The following is a 16,936-nucleotide window of genomic DNA, read 5'->3' on the forward strand; positions in this document are numbered from 1 at the left end:
ATCTATGTGTTTGCCCGGCAATTTAAGACGTGGATGCGCGGGACATCTGGCGAAGCTCGCTTCGCCCTGCCCGCGCATGACGGAATTCCAGCTACCCTTTCTTCTGCAGATCCGGCGCATTCACCAGCGGGATCGCCACGCGTCCCGGCCCCGTCAGTGGCAATGCCGCGGCAGCCTTGTCGTTGGCCATGATCTTGGCCATCACGGCCTGTCCGGCGCGCTCGAACACCTCGCGATTCTCGATGACGAATTGCTGCGACTTCCGCAAGCTCGCGATGTAGCCGTTGATCTCCGGCACCACATAGCGTGCCACCATGTCCCAGCTGCGCCGCGTGTTCTCCGGATTGGCCCAGTCATGCACGAAACCGATGATGGTGCCGACGCCACCTGAGACCTGCATCAGGTTCTTGATGGTCTTGACGAGATCATCGGGCGTGCCGATGGTGGAAGCGGCGGCTTCTCCGCCCGCGGTCTTCTCGACGGCGTCTTCCGGCGAGGTGAAGGGCTGCAGGCCCGGCCGCTGCAGCGTGCCGACATTATACTCGTTGTGCCAGCGCATCAGGCCGGGGCCGGCTTCGCGCGCGGCCTGTTCGCGGGTCTCGGCGATATGCCAGGACAGCAGCACGCGCCAGTTGGCGCGGTTGACGGTAGTGCCGTGCTTCTTCGCGGCATCCTCGGCAAAGCCCCATTGCGTCGGCAGCGCCATCAGCCCCTGCGTCGACATCGAGCCGAGCGAAATGATGCCGATGCCGTATTTGCCGGCGAGCGTCATGCCCGAAGGCGAAATCTGCGACGCCACCACGAACGGCATCTCCTCCTGCAGCGGCAGGATCTGCAGCGCGGCGTCGTTCATGGTGAACCAGTCGCTCTTCGCGGTGACGCGCTCGCCGTTGAACAGACGGCGGATGATGGCGATGGCTTCGTCCTGGCGGTCGCGCTGGGTCATCGGGTCGATCCCGAGCGTATGCGCGTCCGAGGCAAGGGCGCCCGGCCCGGAGCCGAAGATCGCCCGGCCACCGGTCATGTGGTCAAGCTGCACCATGCGCTGCGCGACATTGTAGGGATGGTGGTAGGGCAGCGAGATCACGCCGGTGCCGAGCCGGATCCGCTTGGTGCGCTCGCCGGCGGCCGCCAGGAACATCTCCGGCGAGGCGATCGTCTCCCAGCCCGACGAGTGATGTTCACCGCACCAGAATTCGTCATAGCCGAGGGCATCGAGCTGCTCGACGAGATCGAGATCCCGACGGAACTGCAGCATCGGGTGTTCGCCAATGGGGTGATGTGGTGCGAGAAAGGCGCCGAACTTCACGCGAGCCATAAGTATTTCCTCTTTGTAATGCTTTTTAATGTTTTTCGTGGCGCGCAGCCTATGGCCGCAGGTCGCAGCATTCAATGCAGTCCGCTGCATGGCCGCGACGCGCTGCCGCACAATGCTGCCTTGCGGAACGATCGGGCGGATCACCATTTGATGCCTGTACCGCAGCGCATCGCGCGGTCAGGAGGACAAATGAGCTACTTCAAGACGGCGATATTGCTGGCCGCCATGACCGCCCTGTTCATGGGCGTCGGCTATCTCATGGGCGGCGCGTCGGGTGCGATGATCGCGCTGGTGGTTGCCGCCGGCATGAACATGTTCGCCTACTGGAATTCCGATCGCGCGGTGTTGTCGATGCACGGCGCGCAACCGGTCGACGCACGCAATGCACCGGACCTGTATCGCATGGTCGGCGAGCTCGCCCACAATGCCGGCCTGCCGATGCCCAAGATCTATATCATGGACAATCCGCAGCCGAACGCGTTCGCGACCGGTCGTAATCCGGAGAATGCCGCCGTCGCCGTCACCACCGGCCTGATGCAGCAGCTCACGCGCGAGGAACTCGCCGGCGTGGTGGCGCATGAGCTTGCGCATATCAAGCATCACGACACGCTACTGATGACGATCACCGCCACCATCGCCGGTGCGATCTCGATGATCGCCCAGTTCGGCATGTTCTTCGGTGGCAACCGCAACAATAATGGTCCGGGCATGATCGGCCAGATCGCGCTGATGATCCTGGCGCCGCTCGCCGCCATGCTGGTGCAGATGGCGATCAGCCGCACGCGCGAATATGCCGCCGACGAGATGGGTGCACGGATCTGTGGCCAGCCCATGTGGCTCGCCTCTGCACTGGCCAAGATCGACAACGCCGCGCATCACATCCCGAACGAGGATGCCGAGCGTGCGCCTGCGACCGCGCATATGTTCATCATCAACCCGTTGTCGGGTCGTGCCATGGATAATCTGTTCACGACGCATCCGGCGACGCAGAACCGAATCGCAGCGCTGCAGCAGCTTGCGGGACAGATGGGTGTTCAGTCGCGCGCGCCTGCACGTCCAGCGCCGCCCGCGGCCGGCCCGTGGAGCGGCGGTCCGTCGCGCCGGGGTCCGTGGGGCTAGTGAACCGTTCGACTTAACGAGCGGTGCTTCTGCGCTACCGTGCCGTCATTCGATTCCACGCATCCAGCCCGGCTATCTTGTAGGCCTCCGCCAGCGTCGGATAGTTGAACGTGTTCTGGATGAAGTAGTCGATCGTGCCTTTGAGATTGAGCACGGCCTGGCCGATATGGATCAGCTCGGTGGCGCCCTCACCAAGGATATGCACGCCGAGCAGGCGGCGGGTCCTGGTGGAGAAAATCATTTTCATCATGCCGCTATCCAGGCCCATGATGTGGCCGCGCGAGGTTTCACGAAAGCGCGCAACGCCCACCTCGTAGGGAATGCCCTTCTGGCGGACTTCCTCTTCGGTGAGACCGGTGGTCGATATCTCCGGCACCGAATAGATGCCGTAGGGGAAGAACTCTGGCGGCGCCAACGGATCTATCCCGAGCGCGTGGCAGGCGGCCACGCGGCCCTGCTCCATGCTGGTGGAGGCCAGCGACGGGAAGCCGATGACATCGCCCGCCGCATAGATGTGCGGCACGCTGGTCTGCAGCGTGAGGGGATCGACATTGATACGGCCGCGGTGATCGACAGCGATACCGGCGGCTTCGAGATTGAGTCGGTCGGTGGCGCCGACGCGGCCGGCGGCGAACAGCAGCATTTCCGAGGTGACGTTGCGGCCGTCTGCGAGTTTGGTCACGATGTGCCCGCTCGGTGCGTGCTCGATCGCGTTGACCTTGGAGCCGAGCCGCAATGCGACATTGCGGTCGCGCAGCTCGTGCATGAATTCGTCGATCAGCTCCTTGTCGATGAAATCGAGAAAGGTCGGCCGCGGCTCGATCAGCGTCACGGCGACATCGAGCGCGCTGAAGATGGTGGCATATTCGACGCCGATCACGCCCGCGCCGATCACCGCCAGGCTACGTGGCAGTTTCGGCAGGTCGATGATCTCGTCGCTGTCGAACACTGTCTTGTTGTCGAACGGCACGTAATCGGGCCGGAATGGCCGCGTGCCGCAGGCGATCAGGATATGACCGGCGGTGACATTCTTGATCTCGTTCTTCTCATTGGCGATCTCGATCTGGTGCGGTCCGGTGAAACGCGCTTCGCCGAGCGCCGTCTTTACGGCATTGCGGCTGAACTGATGCTCCAGCACCTCGACCTCGTGGTCGAGTGTCTTCTGCAGCCGCATGATCAGGTCGCTGGCGTCGATGTCCTGTTTCACCCGATAGGAACGGCCGTAGAAGCCGCGCTCGCGCCAGCCGGACAGGTTGAGCACGGTCTCGCGCAGGGTCTTCGATGGAATGGTGCCGGTATGGACGGAGACGCCGCCGACCCGCCGGCCCTTCTCCACCACCAGCACCGATTTACCGAGCTTGGCGAATTGGACGGCTGCGCGCCGGCCAGAGGGGCCGGAGCCGATCACGATCATGTCGTAGTCATACATCGAAGAGGCCTCGAAACCGGAAGGGCCGGCATATGCAATCGCTTCGCCATGCAGCAATCGGGCCACTGGCGGTATCTTCCTGCATGAGGAATGCAAATTCGGTATGACTTGGATGGGGAGATCGAGCGAAGCCGGGCCCACGGTCAGCGCGCCACGAGGTACGACGGGGGCGTTCAATAAAGCTACCTCCGAGGTAATCGACGCGATGACTGGAAGCTGGGATCAACGTGGACGGCTGCTTCAGGCCGAACCGTTGAGCGAGGCGCACCCATGCACCAGATCGTTGCCAATCCTGTCGACTCCACGCGTCGCTGGTGGGTGCTGGCGATCGTCGTTGCGGCGCAGTTCATGTTTGGCGTCGATGCCTTCATCGTCAATGTCGCGATCCCGACCATCGCGGTCGAGCTTCGTGCCACCGCGGCGCAGATAGAGGCCGTGATTGCGGTCTATCTGATCGGATATGCGACGTTGGTGATCACCGGCGGCCGGCTCGGTGACATCTACGGCACCAGGAACACCTTTCTCGCCGGCGTGCTCGGCTTCACCCTGACGTCGCTGTGGTGCGGGATCGCGCAATCCGGACCGGAGCTGATTCTGGCGCGGCTGGCACAGGGCGCCACTGCGGCGCTGATGGTGCCGCAGGTGCTGGCCACCATCCATGTGCTGTTTGTCGATGAAGCCCGTGCCCGTGCCCGCGTCTTCGCCGTCTACGGCATCGTGCTTGGCCTTGCCGGCGCTGCGGGCTTTCTGCTCGGTGGCCTGCTGGTGACGATGGATCTTGCAGGCCTCGGCTGGCGTGCGGTGTTCTTCGTCAATGTACCGGTGGGACTTGTCATCATCGCGGCGGCATGGCGGCTGATGCCATCCATTCCCCGCCGTCCCGGCACGCGGCTGGATATACCGGGCGCGCTGGTGCTGTTCGCCGGATTGCTCGGTCTGATCGGCCCATTGCTGTTCGGGCACGAATTGCACTGGGCGCCGTCGGTGTGGCTGGCGATGGCTGCGGGTGCGGCAGTGATCGCCGGCTTCGTCAGGCTGGAACGCCGCGTCGCGTTGCGCGGTGGCATGCCGCTGATCGATCTGGCGTTGCTCACGGATGCTGCTTTCATGCGCGGGCTGTGCGCGGTATTCTTTTTCTTCTTCGCCAATCTGTCATTTTATCTGGTGATGACGTTGTTCATGCAGAACGCGCTGCACATGCCGCCGCTGCGGGCCGGTCTCATTTTCATACCGCTGGCGCTGGCCTTCGTTGTCGCATCGCGTCACAGCGGTATGCGGTCGCGCCAGCGTGGCACGCTGGTGCTGATCGAGGGTTGCGTGGTGCAGGTCATCGGTCTTGCCGCGCTGGCTGCAACGGTACTGGGCGTGAATGCATCGTCTGCATTGCTGCTGGCGGTGCCGCTGGCCGTGTTCGGTTACGGCCAGGGTCTGGTCATGGCGCCGCTGTCCAGTGCCGTGCTGTCGACCGTGCAGACATCGAGCGCGGGAGCCGGCTCGGGCATGTACGGCACCACGACGCAAATCGCCAACGCCGCCGGCGTTGCTGCGATCGGCGCGGTCTATTTCGCGGTGCAGTCCACAGCATCGGCAGTCATCGCGCTGCTCACAAGCTTCGCATTGTGCGTGTTGTCGGTCGCCGCCTGTGCGGGTTTTCTGCTGTGGATGCGCCGTGCCGGCAACGCATAAATCCAAGTACGGCAATCCAAGTACGGCGTTTGACCGTCCAGCACGCGCGCCTTGACAGGTCAATCGCGATGGCTTGATATTGGGGGCATGGGGACAAAGCGATCTCCCCACGAGGCGACATGCCCAAGTATCGCGTCCCGCACTCCTGCAAGGACGCGCCCATGTCATCGATTAACAGCATTTCCGTTGAAAAACTCGTTCGCCTGATCGGCACGCCGAAATGTCCCGCGCTCGTCGATGTCCGCACCGACGAGGATTTCGCCCTGTCGCCGTTTCTCCTGCCAGGCTCGGTCCGGCGGCCATTCGGCGACGTGAATGGTTGGGCCGCGGCGCTGCGCGGTCGGTCCGCCGTGGTGATCTGCCAGAATGGTTTCAAGCTCAGTCACGGCGTTGCCGCGCTGCTGCGCGATGCCGGTATCCCGGCAGAGGTTCTGGAAGGCGGATATCTCGGATGGGAGAGTGCAGGCCTGCCGCGCATTCCCGGCGGCAAGTTGCCGCCGCAAAATCCGCAGGGCCGCACGTTGTGGGTGACGCGGGAGCGCCCAAAGATCGACCGCATTGCCTGTCCCTGGCTGATCCGGCGTTTCATCGATCCGGCGGCACTGTTCATGTTCGTTGCGCCGTCGGAAGTCTCGGCCGTCGGCGAGAAATTTGATGCTGCGCCTTTCGATATCGAAGGCGTGTTCTGGAGCCATCGCGGCGAGCTCTGTACCTTCGATGTGATGATCGAGGAATTCGGCCTCGCCACACCGCCGTTGCTGCGGCTGGCTACCATCGTCCGCGCGGCGGATACAGCGCGGCTCAATCTCGCCCCGGAAGCGCCGGGCCTGCTGGCGGCATCACTCGGCCTGTCGCGAATGTATGCCGACGATCTCGAGCAGCTTGAGGCTGGACTGGGTCTGTACGATGCGTTCTATCGCTGGTGCCGAGATGCCAGCACCGAAACCCACAACTGGCCGACAGCAAAGACGAAAGCTTGAGATGGCAGAAGCAACTTCGGTCACACCACCGGCCATTCCCGAGCCGCAGACCCACGGCGTTTCCTTCTCGGAGGCATTTTCTGTGTGGCTGCGGATCGCGTTGCTTTCCTTCGGAGGTCCGGCCGGGCAGATCGCTGTGATGCATCGCATCCTCGTCGACGAGAAACGCTGGGTGTCGGAAAGTCGTTTTCTGCATGCGCTGAACTACTGCATGCTGCTCCCCGGTCCCGAAGCGCAGCAGCTTGCGACCTATATCGGCTGGCTGATGCACCGGACCGCTGGCGGGCTGATGGCCGGCGGGCTGTTCGTCCTTCCCGGTGCGATCTGCATCATGGTGCTGAGCTGGATCTATGCCGCCTTCGGGCAGGTCGGGTTTGTCGTGGCCGTGTTCTTCGGCCTCAAGGCGGCGGTCCTGGCGATCGTTCTGCAAGCCGTGGTGCGGATCGGTGGTCGCGCATTGAAGAACAACATGATGCGGACTTTGGCGGCGATTGCCTTCGTCGCGCTGTTCTTTTTCGATGTGCCGTTCCCGGTGATCGTTTTTGGTGCGGCAGCAATTGGTTTCCTCGGCGGCCGGGCCGGTCTGCCGGCCTTTACGGTGAATACGGGCCACGGGTCATCAGACGGCGGCGACGCTGATAGTTTGCTCGGAGACGAGCTTCCCCTCCATGCCCGGTCGAGCGTCCGGCAGTCGCTCGGCGTTGCGGCCGTCTGGCTGGTGCTGTGGCTCACGCCCGTCGCAGTGCTGCTCGTGGCGTTCGGCAGCAATGACGTGTTCAGCCAGATTGCCGTTTTCTTCTCCAAGATGGCGATGGTCACCTTTGGCGGGGCTTACGCGGTTCTCGCTTATGTCGCGCAGCAGGCCGTCGATCACTACGCATGGCTGAAGCCGGGCGAGATGCTCGATGGTCTCGGCATGGCCGAAACCACGCCAGGTCCATTGATCATGGTGCTGCAATTCGTGGGGTTCATGGCCGCCTTCCGCGCACCGGGTATGTTGCCGCCGCTGCTGGCCGGCACGCTAGGCGGATTGCTCGCGACCTGGGTGACCTTTGTGCCGTGCTTTCTCTGGATCTTCCTCGGGGCGCCGTTCATCGAAACCATTCGTGGCAACCGCGCGCTGAGTGCCGCGCTGGCTGCGATCACCGCCGCAGTGGTCGGCGTCATCCTTAACCTGGCGATATGGTTCGCTATCCACACGATGTTTCGCGAGGTGAAACCTGTTCGTGCGCTCGGACTCAGCTTCGACATGCCGGTTCTGCACAGCGTCAACGGATGGGCTGTCGCGCTGTCGGTCGCGGCCCTGATTGGGGTATTCTATCTGAGGATTGGTCTGCTGCAGATACTGTTGGCTTGTGCCGGCATGGGTGTGCTTTTGCACATCGCCGGTCTGGTATGACCTCGCGAAACCGTGTGCGGAACTGGTAATTAACGGCCGACGGAACAGGAACGTTTCGAACCACTTCGCGTTGAATGCCGTTGACTCAACAGGAGCTGATCATGCGGAAAACCATTCTTGTTGCGATCTGCGCCACGGCCATCGGCGTTGCCCCGTTCGCCGCTTTCGCCCAGGCCACCGGCCCGTCCGGTCAGGATTCGACCAAGATGGGCACCGGCACCATGTCAAAGGACGGTGAATCCAAAACCACCGGTACTCAAGGCATGTCGAAAGACAGGATGAAGAAGGATTCCATGCACAAGGACGGCATGAAGAAAGACCACATGATGAAAGACGAGATGAAGAAATAACTCGTCATTTTCTCCCCGACTCGCCCCATATGGCCCGGCCTGTTATGGCCGGCCATATGGGGTTTCCTTTGCATTAAAGGTAATTTTCGAAGGCCTCGCGCTTCAGTGATAGGTATATTGAAACCGTATTTGTTTTATTTTGCGGTGCAGCAACCATATGTCCGCAGTGCTGTTGTATAAGCCTGACGACCCAGGAGCTGCCGTGTCTCTCGCCGATAATATCGATTTCCTCCGCAACCTCCCAAAACTGCCCGGAATCAACACCTTGGACGGGTTGGCGCGCGGCCGTGCGCCTGCAGGCACGAGCCCTATCAGCGAATCAACGGGTTTCGGCAGCAATCCCGGCGACCTCCGGATGTTCAGTTACGTGCCCGCCACGCTGACGGCGAAGCCGGCACTGGTCGTCGTGCTGCACGGCTGCACACAGAACGCTGCTGGCTATGATGTCGGCACCGGTTGGTCGATGCTGGCCGAGCGCTATGGCTTTGCGCTGCTGATGCCCGAGCAGAAATCATCCAATAACGGCAATACCTGCTTCAACTGGTTCAATGCCGATGACATCGCGCGCGACAGCGGCGAGGCGCTCTCGATCCGGGAAATGATCGAGCAGATGGCCGTGGACCATGATGTGGATCGCAAGCGCATTTTCGTGACGGGGCTCTCGGCCGGCGGCGCGATGACCTCGGTAATGCTGGCGACCTATCCTGAAGTCTTTGCTGCCGGCGCGATCATTGCCGGTTTGCCCTACGGGATCGCTACTACCATGCAGGAGGCGCTGAGCGGCATGTATCGCGCGGCGCCGCGTGCCGCGAACGATCTCGGCAATCTCGTGCGCAAGGCATCGCCGCATACCGGTGAGTGGCCGAAAGTGTCGGTCTGGCATGGCAGTGCCGATCGCACCGTCAATCCTGCTAATGCGGGCGAAATCGTCAAGCAATGGCTCGATCTTCACGGCCTGGCGTCCGCACCGATGTCCGCCGTGGACGTCGATGGCTATCCGCGCGAGGTGTGGTGGAACAGGGACGGTGAGACCGTTGTCGAATCCTACACCATCACCGATATGGCGCATGGCGCGCCGCTGGCGATTGCCGGACAGGACGAACCCTATGGTGCCGCGGGTGCCTTCCTGCTCGAAGTCGGCATCTCATCGTCCTACCATATCGCGCAGTTCTTCGGCCTGACCCGGCAACTCGCACCACGCAATGTCGAAACTGCAGCCGTGGAACCCGTGGCTCCGGCGGATGCCATTGTCTCATCGGTGACGCAGAAGCCGCGCTCTGCAGGTGATCGACGCGACGCGCGAGGCGATCGTGCTGGCCGGCGGTCTATCGATATCAACACTGCCATTACCCGGGCGCTCACGGCTGCCGGCCTCATCAAGTCACCCTGACAAGTAACAGGGCGCGATTGGCGACGATTTGCGCGGGGTCTGACAGGGCGCTAAGTTATCAAGAGACGCCAGACTGGTCTTGCGTACCGATTGCTCGCAGATGTTGGATGTCCATCCATCGAACTCAGTCGATTTCCTCGCCGGTGGCGGCGAGATGGGCGCGCTCATGCGTGCTTACGACTGGAAGAGCAGCCCGCTCGGCGCGCCGGATACCTGGCCGCAAGGTTTGCGGACGGCGATCCGCATCATTCTCAATACGCGCCATCCGATGTTCATCTGGTGGGGCCCGGAGCTCATCCAGTTCTACAACGATGCCTATAGCGAGACGATGGATGCACAACAGCATCCGCGCGCGCTGGGCAGCCGGGGCCGGGAATTCTGGCAGGAAATCTGGCCCGTCATCGGCCCGCAGATCGAGCAGGTGATGTCCGGGCAGGGTGCCACCTGGCATGAGCACCAGCTGGTGCCGATGACCCGACACGGGAAAGTCGAAAACAGCTACTGGACCTATAGCTTTAGCCCGCTCGATCTCGATGACGGCATCGGCGGCGTGCTTGTGATTTGCAGGGACGTCACGCAGGACCACAGAGTCACGATAGCTTTGCGTGAACGCGAGGCAGAGCTCGCGCGCGTGCAGGAGATCGGCCAGATCGGCGGCCTCGAAGTCGATCTGCGCACCGGATTCCGCAATCGCCGTTCGCCTGAATATCTGATCGTTCACGGCCTGCCACCGGACGCAGCAAACGAGTCCCACGAGGATTGGGTTCGCCGTATCCATCCCGAGGATCGTGAGGCGACCGAGCAGAAATTTCGCGAGGCCGTGAACAGCGGCGTGCGTGATTACACGGCGCAGTATCGCATCATTCGTCCGAGCGATGGTGAGACCCGCTGGATTTCCGTGCGGTCGTATATCGAGCGCGACGAGGCGGGAAAACCGCTGCGTCTGGTCGGTGCACATACGGACGTCACCGATCAGGTGCTCGCCGAGAAGGCTCTTCGCAAGAGTGAGGAAGAAGCGCGTCAGCTCGCTGTAAAACTCGCAGACCTCAATGCGACGCTGGAGCAGCGCGTGCGCGACAAGACGCGCGAGCGCGACCGGATCTGGAGCGTGTCGCAGGATTTGTTGATGGTCTCTGACTATGACGGCGTCTGGCGCACGGTGAATCCTGCGTGGACGCGTACGCTCGGCTGGAGCGAGGCGGAGCTGCTCAACAAGACCTCGCGCTGGCTCGAACATCCCGACGATCAGGCCAGGACGGTGGCCGAGATCGACAAGCTTGCCAGGGGGCAGCCGACGATCCGCTTCGAGAATCGCTTCCGCCACAAGGATGGCTCCTATCGCTGGCTGTCCTGGACGGCGGTGCCGGATGAGAACCAGATCTATTGCGTGGCGCGCGACGTCACCGCCGAGAAGGCCGCCACCGAGCGGCTGAAAGTGACTGAAGAAGCGCTGCGGCAGTCGCAGAAGATGGAAGCGGTCGGTCAGCTCACCGGCGGCATCGCGCATGACTTCAACAATCTGCTCACCGGCATCGTCGGCTCGCTCGACCTGATGCAGACACGGCTCGATCAGGGCCGCACCGACAATATCACGCGCTATATCAACGCTGCGATGACCTCGGCCAATCGTGCAGCGGCGCTGACGCATCGGTTGCTGGCCTTCGCACGGCGGCAACCGTTGATTCCAAAATCCGTCGACGTCAATGCGCTGATCGTGTCGCTGGAAGATCTGCTGCGCCGGACCATCGGTGAGACGCTTGACCTCGATATCGCCGCAGCACCGGATCTGTGGTGCACATTGTGCGATCCGAACCAGCTGGAGAGCGCACTGCTCAATCTTGCGATCAATGCGCGCGATGCGATGCCCGATGGTGGGCGGCTGCAGATCGCAACACAGAATATGCGCGTCGATGCCGTCAATGCCGATGCGCCGGCACTGATGCCTGGCGATTACATCTGCATCAGTGTGAGCGACAGTGGCATGGGCATGAGTCCGGAGGTGGCGGCGCGCGCCTTCGATCCGTTCTTCACGACCAAGCCGATCGGTCAGGGCACCGGCCTTGGCCTGTCGATGATCTACGGCTTCGCGCGCCAGTCCAATGGACATGTCAGCATCGACAGCAGGCTCGGCGTCGGGACGACCGTGAAACTGTACTTGCCGCGTCACGAAGGCGACGCTGCCACTCATGATGCCAATCCGTTGAAGGGCGATCAGCACGCGGCCACAGGAGAAACCGTGCTGGTGGTCGAGGATGAGCCGGTGGTGCGCTCGGTCATTATCGAGATGTTGCAGGACGAGGGCTACCGCGTGCTCGAAGCCGTCGACGGGCCATCCGGCCTGCGGGTTCTGCGCGAGACACTGCAGATCGATCTTCTGGTCACCGATGTCGGACTGCCGGGCATGAACGGCCGTCAGCTCGCAGACCAGGCGCGCGAGACGCGACCGAATCTGAAAATCCTGTTCATTACCGGCTATGCCGAAAGCGTTGCCATGGCGAAGGGCTTTCTGCTGCCCGGCATGGAAATGATCACCAAGCCGTTCGACCTCGACAATCTCTCGCAGCGCATCCGCGCGATGGTCACGAACTGATCGTTCGGTTCCATATATCTCCCAGTATTTCAGTCTCTGCGCGCGTGTTCGGACAGGTCAATCTCCGGAACCATTGCGCGGTCGCGAACTTGTATCGGCGTAATACCGATCAATCAAAACTGGAGATCATCATGATCCGCCGTCTTCTTGGAACCGCTGCCATCGTCGCCACGATGGCTCTTCCCGCTATTGCTCAGGCTCAGGGTGTCCCCGGAGGCATTGAGCGTGGTGCACGCGATGGCGAGCGCGCCGCCGGCCCAGTTGGCGCTATCGTGGGTGGCACCATCGGTGGTGTCGTCGGCGGTGTTGCCGGTGTGCTCGGCGTCGACGACCGACCCCGTTTTCGCAACTATGTCGTGGAACAGCGTCGCCCATCCTACACCTATCGCGACGAGGTCCGTGTGGGCGCCGTACTGCCGGAGAGCGGTGTGACCTATTACGAGGTTCCCGCCGAATATAGTTCCGCCCGCGAATACCGCTACACCGTGGTCAATGGTCGCACGGTTCTCGTCGAGCCGCGCACCCATCGTATTGTCGAAGTGATCGATTAAGCCGATCAATAAACGACTTTTCGAACAGGCCGCCGTCCGGCGGCCTGTTTTGTTCCGCCTGTTGCTGACAGCGTGTCTATGGTCAGTACCGATGTTCTCGCGTAGAGAAGTGTCGGGGAATCACACGAGCACCACGCGGCGATCAATCGCCCGGATGCGGAGTTAAATGGCCGTCAGCAATCGCGACCAGATCACCCCTGCCATCGCACTCGATGTTCCACTAGCCGATCGCGCCGAGACGGGTCTTGCATTACCGGATGGCGTGCAGCCCTATCGCATCGATTGGCTCAATACGCTCACCATTGGTGTTTTTCACGCGCTCGCACTGCTCGCTCTGATGCCGATGTTCTTCAACTGGACTGCGGTGATTGTCGCGATCATCGCAGCGCGGTTGTTCGGCCTCATCGGCATCAATATCGGCTATCACCGGCTGCTGACCCATCGCGGTTTCAAATGCCCGAAATGGCTGGAGCATGCCTTCGTTGTGGTGGCGATCTGCTGCGCCGAGGATACGCCGGCGCGCTGGGTTGCGATCCATCGCCGTCATCACGAGAAGTCTGATGAACAGCCGGATCCGCACAGCCCGCTCGCCGGCTTCTTCTGGGGCCACATGGGCTGGCTGCTGGTGAAGAATCCGGATCTGTCCCGTCTCGGTATTTATGACCGTTATGCGAAGGACGTCCTGCGCGACCCGTTCTATGTCGCGCTGGAGCGCAATCTATGGCAGCTGAAGATCCTGCTGATCCAGATCAACGTGTTCTTCTTTGCGGGCCTGGTTGGCAAATTGCTGTGGGGCGGCTCATGGCCCGAGGCAGTGCAGTTCGCTCTCAGCATCGTCATCTGGGCGGTCTTCGTGCGAACCGTCTTCGTCTGGCACCAGACCTGGGCGGTCAATTCGGTCACCCATATCTGGGGTTATCGCAACTACGCGACCGATGAGGACAGCCGCAACAATCTGTTTATCGGCTACCTCGCCCACGGTGAGGGCTGGCATAACAACCATCATGCCGATCAGCGCTCGGCGCGCCACGGTCATCGCTGGTGGGAGTTTGATACCACCTATCTGACCATTCGCCTGTTGGAGAAGCTCGGGCTGGTATCGGACATCGTCCAGCCGCGGCATACGACGAAGAGCTAAGCGCGGTCAGGTCCGGCTATGCCACACGAGGTGCAACTTTTCGTCACAATCGACGTTAGTTCCCCATGATGACGAAGCCCGATATCTGGTACGTGGCATTTGGCCCCGACAAGTCCGTGAAATCCGATACCCGCGTGGCAAACGGTGTACGGACGACAAGGACTTTCAAGTCCGAAATCGATGCGAAGCTGTTCGCCCGGGAAATCCTCGCCAAGGGTTGGACCGCGACAGCCGGCACACTCAATCCATACCAGCCCAAGCGCACCATTGCGGCATCGCAGGTCGAGGATTGGGCAAATCCCTGAAAGCCTTGGGATGCTTTCCTTGCTCCCCAAAGGCCTGGTCGCCGCTGATGGCAGGATTACGCCTGGCCGGTGAGGAATGGGTTGGTCATGCGCTCTTGGCCAATGCTGGAGCCGGGGCCGTGACCGCAGATGAACCCGACATCGTCGCCGAGCGGCAGCAGCTTGGTGGTGATGGAATTGATCAGCGCCTCGTGGCTGCAGCCCGGGAAATCGGTGCGGCCGACCGATCCGGCGAACAGGACGTCGCCGACATGGGCGAATTTCATTGCCTTGCTGTAATACACAACGCTGCCGGGTGAATGGCCGGGACAGTGCAGGATGTCGAATGAGAGGCCGCCGACGCTGACGGTGTCGCCTTCCTCGAGCCAGCGGTCCGGCTTGAAGTTCCTGACGCCGGTCATGCCATATTTGGTGCCGCTGTCCTCGACGAGATCGAGCAGGAACTCATCGGCGCGATGCGGGCCGATGATCTCGACCTTCAGTGCCTCGCGCAGTTCGTCAGCCCCGCCGACATGGTCGATATGGCCGTGGGTCAGCCAGATCTGCTCGACCTTCACATTGGCCTTGGCAATGGCGTCCAGGATCAGCGGCACGTCGCCGCCGGGATCGATCACCACGGCCTGTCGCGTGGCTTCATCCCACAGCAACATGCAGTTCTGCTGAAACAGGGTCACCGGAATGATGGTGCCGCCGGCCTGGGCTTTATGTTCGGTTTCATCTGTCATCGCGCCACAATGCTGATTTTTGCGGGCGAGAAAAGGGGAATCTGGGCGTTTCTGCCCTGCCGTCATTGCCGGGCTTGACACGGCAATCCGTCGTTCGGAAGCAGATGAATAGGCCGGCTGAGCCCGCATATGGCTGCCTTTGCTTCTCGACTACTTCTTCAACTGCACCTTCAACGTCGCTTCCACCTCGCGGTCGAAGGAGGATGCCTTGGCCGGCGCCTTGTCGCGCTGGGTCATGAGATATGCATCGCGCTTGGCCACCAGCACGGTCAGCCTGTCGTTCAGCGCCTTGCGATCTTTCATTTGCCTGTCGAGTTCATCGGCGCGCTGCTGCGGCGACAGTTTGCGAATGGCCTCGGGCAATTCATCTTCCTTCACGCTGTCGAGCTTCTGCTTGCCGGCGGAGACGTCGCTGACGAGATCGCCGCCGCCGGTCACGGCTTCCGACGACACTTTCGCGCGCTTGTTGATATAGCTCGCCATATCGGAGGCAGAAGCCGGTGCCGCCGCCGCGACCTCCGACAGCTGCCGTGTCTGGGTCTCGGTGCGCTTCTGTAGCGCGCGGGGACCATAGGGGATCACCGTCTTGTTGATGTCGTTCTGCAGGATGATGATCTCTTCGTCATAGGGCGTTTCGATGATTACCACTTGCCCGCCATCCTGCGGGATCGCGATGAAACGGCCGTCGCCGCGCTGTGCGATATCGCGCCAGGCCTTTTCCGTATCGCGGGCGCCGCCCGCCAGCACGGCATTGACGATGATGTCCTTCTGCTTCGCGACCCCAAGCGTGGTCATGTATTTGGTGTCCTGCGCGTAATCCATATGCGGCGGCGCATCGCCGACCAGAAAGACGATACGGCGGGCGGCGCTGCCCTTGGTCCATTGCAGCTTGTTGACGGCGACATCGAGCGCCTCGTTGACGCTTTCCGGCCAGTCGCCGCCGCCCTGCGCACGCACCTGCAGCAGGTTGGCATAGAGATCCTGGATATCGGTGGTGAGCTCGAAGGTCTTGGTGACGTAATCGTCGCCGATGTCGCGATAGGCGACGAGGCCCATGCGGATGTCGGCATCGGGATTGCTGTCGAGAATCGTGGTCGCGATCGACCAGATCTTGCGCTTGGCACCCTCGATGAGCCCGCTCATGGAACCGGTGGTGTCGAGCACGAAGGCGACTTCGACGGTCGGCTTTGCATGCGCGGAACCGGCGAAAATCGCTTGCGGCAAAGTTGCGGCAGCGGCGATCAGGATGACGCGACTGATATGGGCTAAGTTCATGGGATGTCTCCATAATCCGGGCTGCTGCGATGATTTTTGGCACACGCCGTCGCTTGCGGCCGGCTTGCGACATTCGTGCGGCTGACTTGCGGGAGACGTGATGGGCGGTCCCGCCGAAATCGGCTAAGTTTGTCGCCATGGAATCGAATGCCGTTCACACCCCCGCGCTGATTTTCGACCGCCGTCAGTCGGAGACGGCGTTGGCGATCGCGCGCGGAACCACCCGATTGCTACGGTCGCTGGGATTTTCATGCGTCAGCGAACTGTCATTACCGTCCGGACGGCGCGCCGATCTGGTGGCGCTGAACGAGCGCGGCGACATCTGGATCGTCGAGATCAAATCCTCGATCGAGGATCTGCGGGCGGATCAGAAATGGCCCGACTATCGCGCCCATTGCGACCGGCTGTTCTTCGCCTTCACGCAGGATCTGCCTTGCGAGATTTTTCCGGGCGACACCGGCCTGATCGTGGCGGATGCCTATGGCGCACATGTGCATTGCGATGCGCCGGAGCATCGCCTGCCGGCGCCGACACGCAAGGGCATGATGCTGCGCTTCGCGATGACCGCGGCGCACAGACTCAATAGGCTGCACGACCCTCAGGGTCATGCAGCCTATCCGAACGAGATCTAGAGCGGTTCACGAATTTATTGAATCTGGAGGGATTCCGGTTCATCGGCGA

General features: G+C 61.8%; 15 protein-coding genes. 11 read left to right on the forward strand and 4 right to left on the reverse strand.

Features of this window, described 5'->3' with window-relative positions; all coding sequences use genetic code 11:
* Window positions 1-91: 91 nt before the first annotated feature.
* Window positions 92-1,318, reverse strand: coding sequence for an LLM class flavin-dependent oxidoreductase (locus ACEK02_RS24130; RefSeq protein WP_371424046.1), 1,227 nt, complete (start codon window positions 1,316-1,318; stop codon window positions 92-94).
* Window positions 1,319-1,507: 189 nt separating this feature from the next.
* On the opposite strand from ACEK02_RS24130, the gene htpX reads away from it, so the two are divergent.
* Window positions 1,508-2,437 carry a zinc metalloprotease HtpX gene (gene htpX / locus ACEK02_RS24135; protein WP_371424047.1) on the forward strand — a complete coding sequence of 310 codons (930 nt, stop codon included), beginning with the start codon at window positions 1,508-1,510 and terminating at the stop codon, window positions 2,435-2,437.
* A gap of 34 nt (window positions 2,438-2,471) precedes the next feature.
* On the opposite strand, the gene sthA is transcribed toward htpX, so the two are convergent.
* Entirely contained in the window at window positions 2,472-3,866 is a 1,395-nt protein-coding gene (gene sthA / locus ACEK02_RS24140) for a Si-specific NAD(P)(+) transhydrogenase (RefSeq protein ID WP_371424062.1), read from the reverse strand.
* Between the two features lie 270 nt (window positions 3,867-4,136).
* Here sthA and ACEK02_RS24145 point away from each other — a divergent pair, with 270 nt between their 5' ends.
* The 9 genes from ACEK02_RS24145 to ACEK02_RS24185 all read left to right on the forward strand — a co-directional run bounded on the left by ACEK02_RS24145 (window position 4,137) and on the right by ACEK02_RS24185 (window position 14,255).
* Window positions 4,137-5,552, forward strand: coding sequence for an MFS transporter (locus tag ACEK02_RS24145; protein WP_371424048.1), 1,416 nt, complete (start codon window positions 4,137-4,139; stop codon window positions 5,550-5,552).
* A 161-nt stretch (window positions 5,553-5,713) separates the two neighbouring features.
* On the forward strand, window positions 5,714-6,532 hold the full coding sequence (locus ACEK02_RS24150; RefSeq protein ID WP_371424049.1) for a chromate resistance protein ChrB domain-containing protein: 819 nt from the start codon (window positions 5,714-5,716) through the stop codon (window positions 6,530-6,532).
* A gap of 1 nt (window position 6,533) precedes the next feature.
* A complete protein-coding gene (gene chrA, locus ACEK02_RS24155) occupies window positions 6,534-7,931 on the forward strand; it encodes a chromate efflux transporter (protein WP_371424050.1) in 1,398 nt (465 codons plus the stop codon).
* 101 nt (window positions 7,932-8,032) lie between these two features.
* Window positions 8,033-8,281 (forward strand): pentapeptide MXKDX repeat protein, encoded by a 249-nt coding sequence (locus ACEK02_RS24160; RefSeq protein WP_371424051.1) that lies wholly within the window; start codon window positions 8,033-8,035, stop codon window positions 8,279-8,281.
* Window positions 8,282-8,483: 202 nt separating this feature from the next.
* On the forward strand, window positions 8,484-9,671 hold the full coding sequence (locus ACEK02_RS24165) for a PHB depolymerase family esterase (RefSeq protein ID WP_371424052.1): 1,188 nt from the start codon (window positions 8,484-8,486) through the stop codon (window positions 9,669-9,671).
* A gap of 100 nt (window positions 9,672-9,771) precedes the next feature.
* Window positions 9,772-12,261 carry a PAS domain-containing protein gene (locus ACEK02_RS24170; protein WP_371424053.1) on the forward strand — a complete coding sequence of 830 codons (2,490 nt, stop codon included), beginning with the start codon at window positions 9,772-9,774 and terminating at the stop codon, window positions 12,259-12,261.
* A 131-nt stretch (window positions 12,262-12,392) separates the two neighbouring features.
* Window positions 12,393-12,812: a DUF1236 domain-containing protein gene (locus ACEK02_RS24175; RefSeq protein WP_371424054.1), complete on the forward strand. Its 420-nt coding sequence runs from the start codon at window positions 12,393-12,395 to the stop codon at window positions 12,810-12,812.
* Between the two features lie 166 nt (window positions 12,813-12,978).
* Window positions 12,979-13,950 (forward strand): acyl-CoA desaturase, encoded by a 972-nt coding sequence (locus ACEK02_RS24180; protein WP_371424055.1) that lies wholly within the window; start codon window positions 12,979-12,981, stop codon window positions 13,948-13,950.
* A 65-nt stretch (window positions 13,951-14,015) separates the two neighbouring features.
* Entirely contained in the window at window positions 14,016-14,255 is a 240-nt protein-coding gene (locus tag ACEK02_RS24185) for a hypothetical protein (RefSeq protein ID WP_371424056.1), read from the forward strand.
* Between the two features lie 56 nt (window positions 14,256-14,311).
* Here ACEK02_RS24185 and ACEK02_RS24190 read toward each other — a convergent pair whose 3' ends face one another.
* Window positions 14,312-14,980, reverse strand: a complete 669-nt coding sequence (locus tag ACEK02_RS24190; RefSeq protein WP_371424057.1) for an MBL fold metallo-hydrolase — start codon at window positions 14,978-14,980, stop codon at window positions 14,312-14,314.
* Window positions 14,981-15,130: 150 nt separating this feature from the next.
* Entirely contained in the window at window positions 15,131-16,255 is a 1,125-nt protein-coding gene (locus ACEK02_RS24195) for a VWA domain-containing protein (protein ID WP_371424058.1), read from the reverse strand.
* A gap of 137 nt (window positions 16,256-16,392) precedes the next feature.
* Between ACEK02_RS24195 and ACEK02_RS24200 the strand changes: the two genes are divergently transcribed.
* The gene (locus ACEK02_RS24200) at window positions 16,393-16,887 is read left to right on the forward strand and encodes an MmcB family DNA repair protein (RefSeq protein ID WP_371424059.1); all 495 of its coding nucleotides are present in this window, start codon (window positions 16,393-16,395) and stop codon (window positions 16,885-16,887) included.
* The last annotated feature ends 49 nt before the right edge of the window (window positions 16,888-16,936 follow it).

Source organism: Tardiphaga sp. (assembly GCF_041424195.1).
Taxonomy (GTDB): Bacteria; Pseudomonadota; Alphaproteobacteria; order Rhizobiales; family Xanthobacteraceae; genus Tardiphaga.

Bases quoted from the DNA above. Each gene is read 5' to 3' on its own strand.
- ACEK02_RS24175 (WP_371424054.1), top strand. From the start codon at position 12,393: ATGATCCGCCGTCTTCTTGGAACCGCTGCCATCGTCGCCACGATGGCT.
- chrA (WP_371424050.1), top strand. From the start codon at position 6,534: ATGGCAGAAGCAACTTCGGTCACACCACCGGCCATTCCCGAGCCGCAG.
- ACEK02_RS24150 (WP_371424049.1), top strand. From the start codon at position 5,714: ATGTCATCGATTAACAGCATTTCCGTTGAAAAACTCGTTCGCCTGATC.
- ACEK02_RS24195 (WP_371424058.1), bottom strand. From the start codon at position 16,255: ATGAACTTAGCCCATATCAGTCGCGTCATCCTGATCGCCGCTGCCGCA.
- ACEK02_RS24190 (WP_371424057.1), bottom strand. From the start codon at position 14,980: ATGACAGATGAAACCGAACATAAAGCCCAGGCCGGCGGCACCATCATT.
- ACEK02_RS24180 (WP_371424055.1), top strand. From the start codon at position 12,979: ATGGCCGTCAGCAATCGCGACCAGATCACCCCTGCCATCGCACTCGAT.
- sthA (WP_371424062.1), bottom strand. From the start codon at position 3,866: ATGTATGACTACGACATGATCGTGATCGGCTCCGGCCCCTCTGGCCGG.
- ACEK02_RS24200 (WP_371424059.1), top strand. From the start codon at position 16,393: ATGGAATCGAATGCCGTTCACACCCCCGCGCTGATTTTCGACCGCCGT.
- ACEK02_RS24130 (WP_371424046.1), bottom strand. From the start codon at position 1,318: ATGGCTCGCGTGAAGTTCGGCGCCTTTCTCGCACCACATCACCCCATT.
- htpX (WP_371424047.1), top strand. From the start codon at position 1,508: ATGAGCTACTTCAAGACGGCGATATTGCTGGCCGCCATGACCGCCCTG.
- ACEK02_RS24145 (WP_371424048.1), top strand. From the start codon at position 4,137: ATGCACCAGATCGTTGCCAATCCTGTCGACTCCACGCGTCGCTGGTGG.
- ACEK02_RS24185 (WP_371424056.1), top strand. From the start codon at position 14,016: ATGATGACGAAGCCCGATATCTGGTACGTGGCATTTGGCCCCGACAAG.
- ACEK02_RS24160 (WP_371424051.1), top strand. From the start codon at position 8,033: ATGCGGAAAACCATTCTTGTTGCGATCTGCGCCACGGCCATCGGCGTT.
- ACEK02_RS24170 (WP_371424053.1), top strand. From the start codon at position 9,772: ATGTTGGATGTCCATCCATCGAACTCAGTCGATTTCCTCGCCGGTGGC.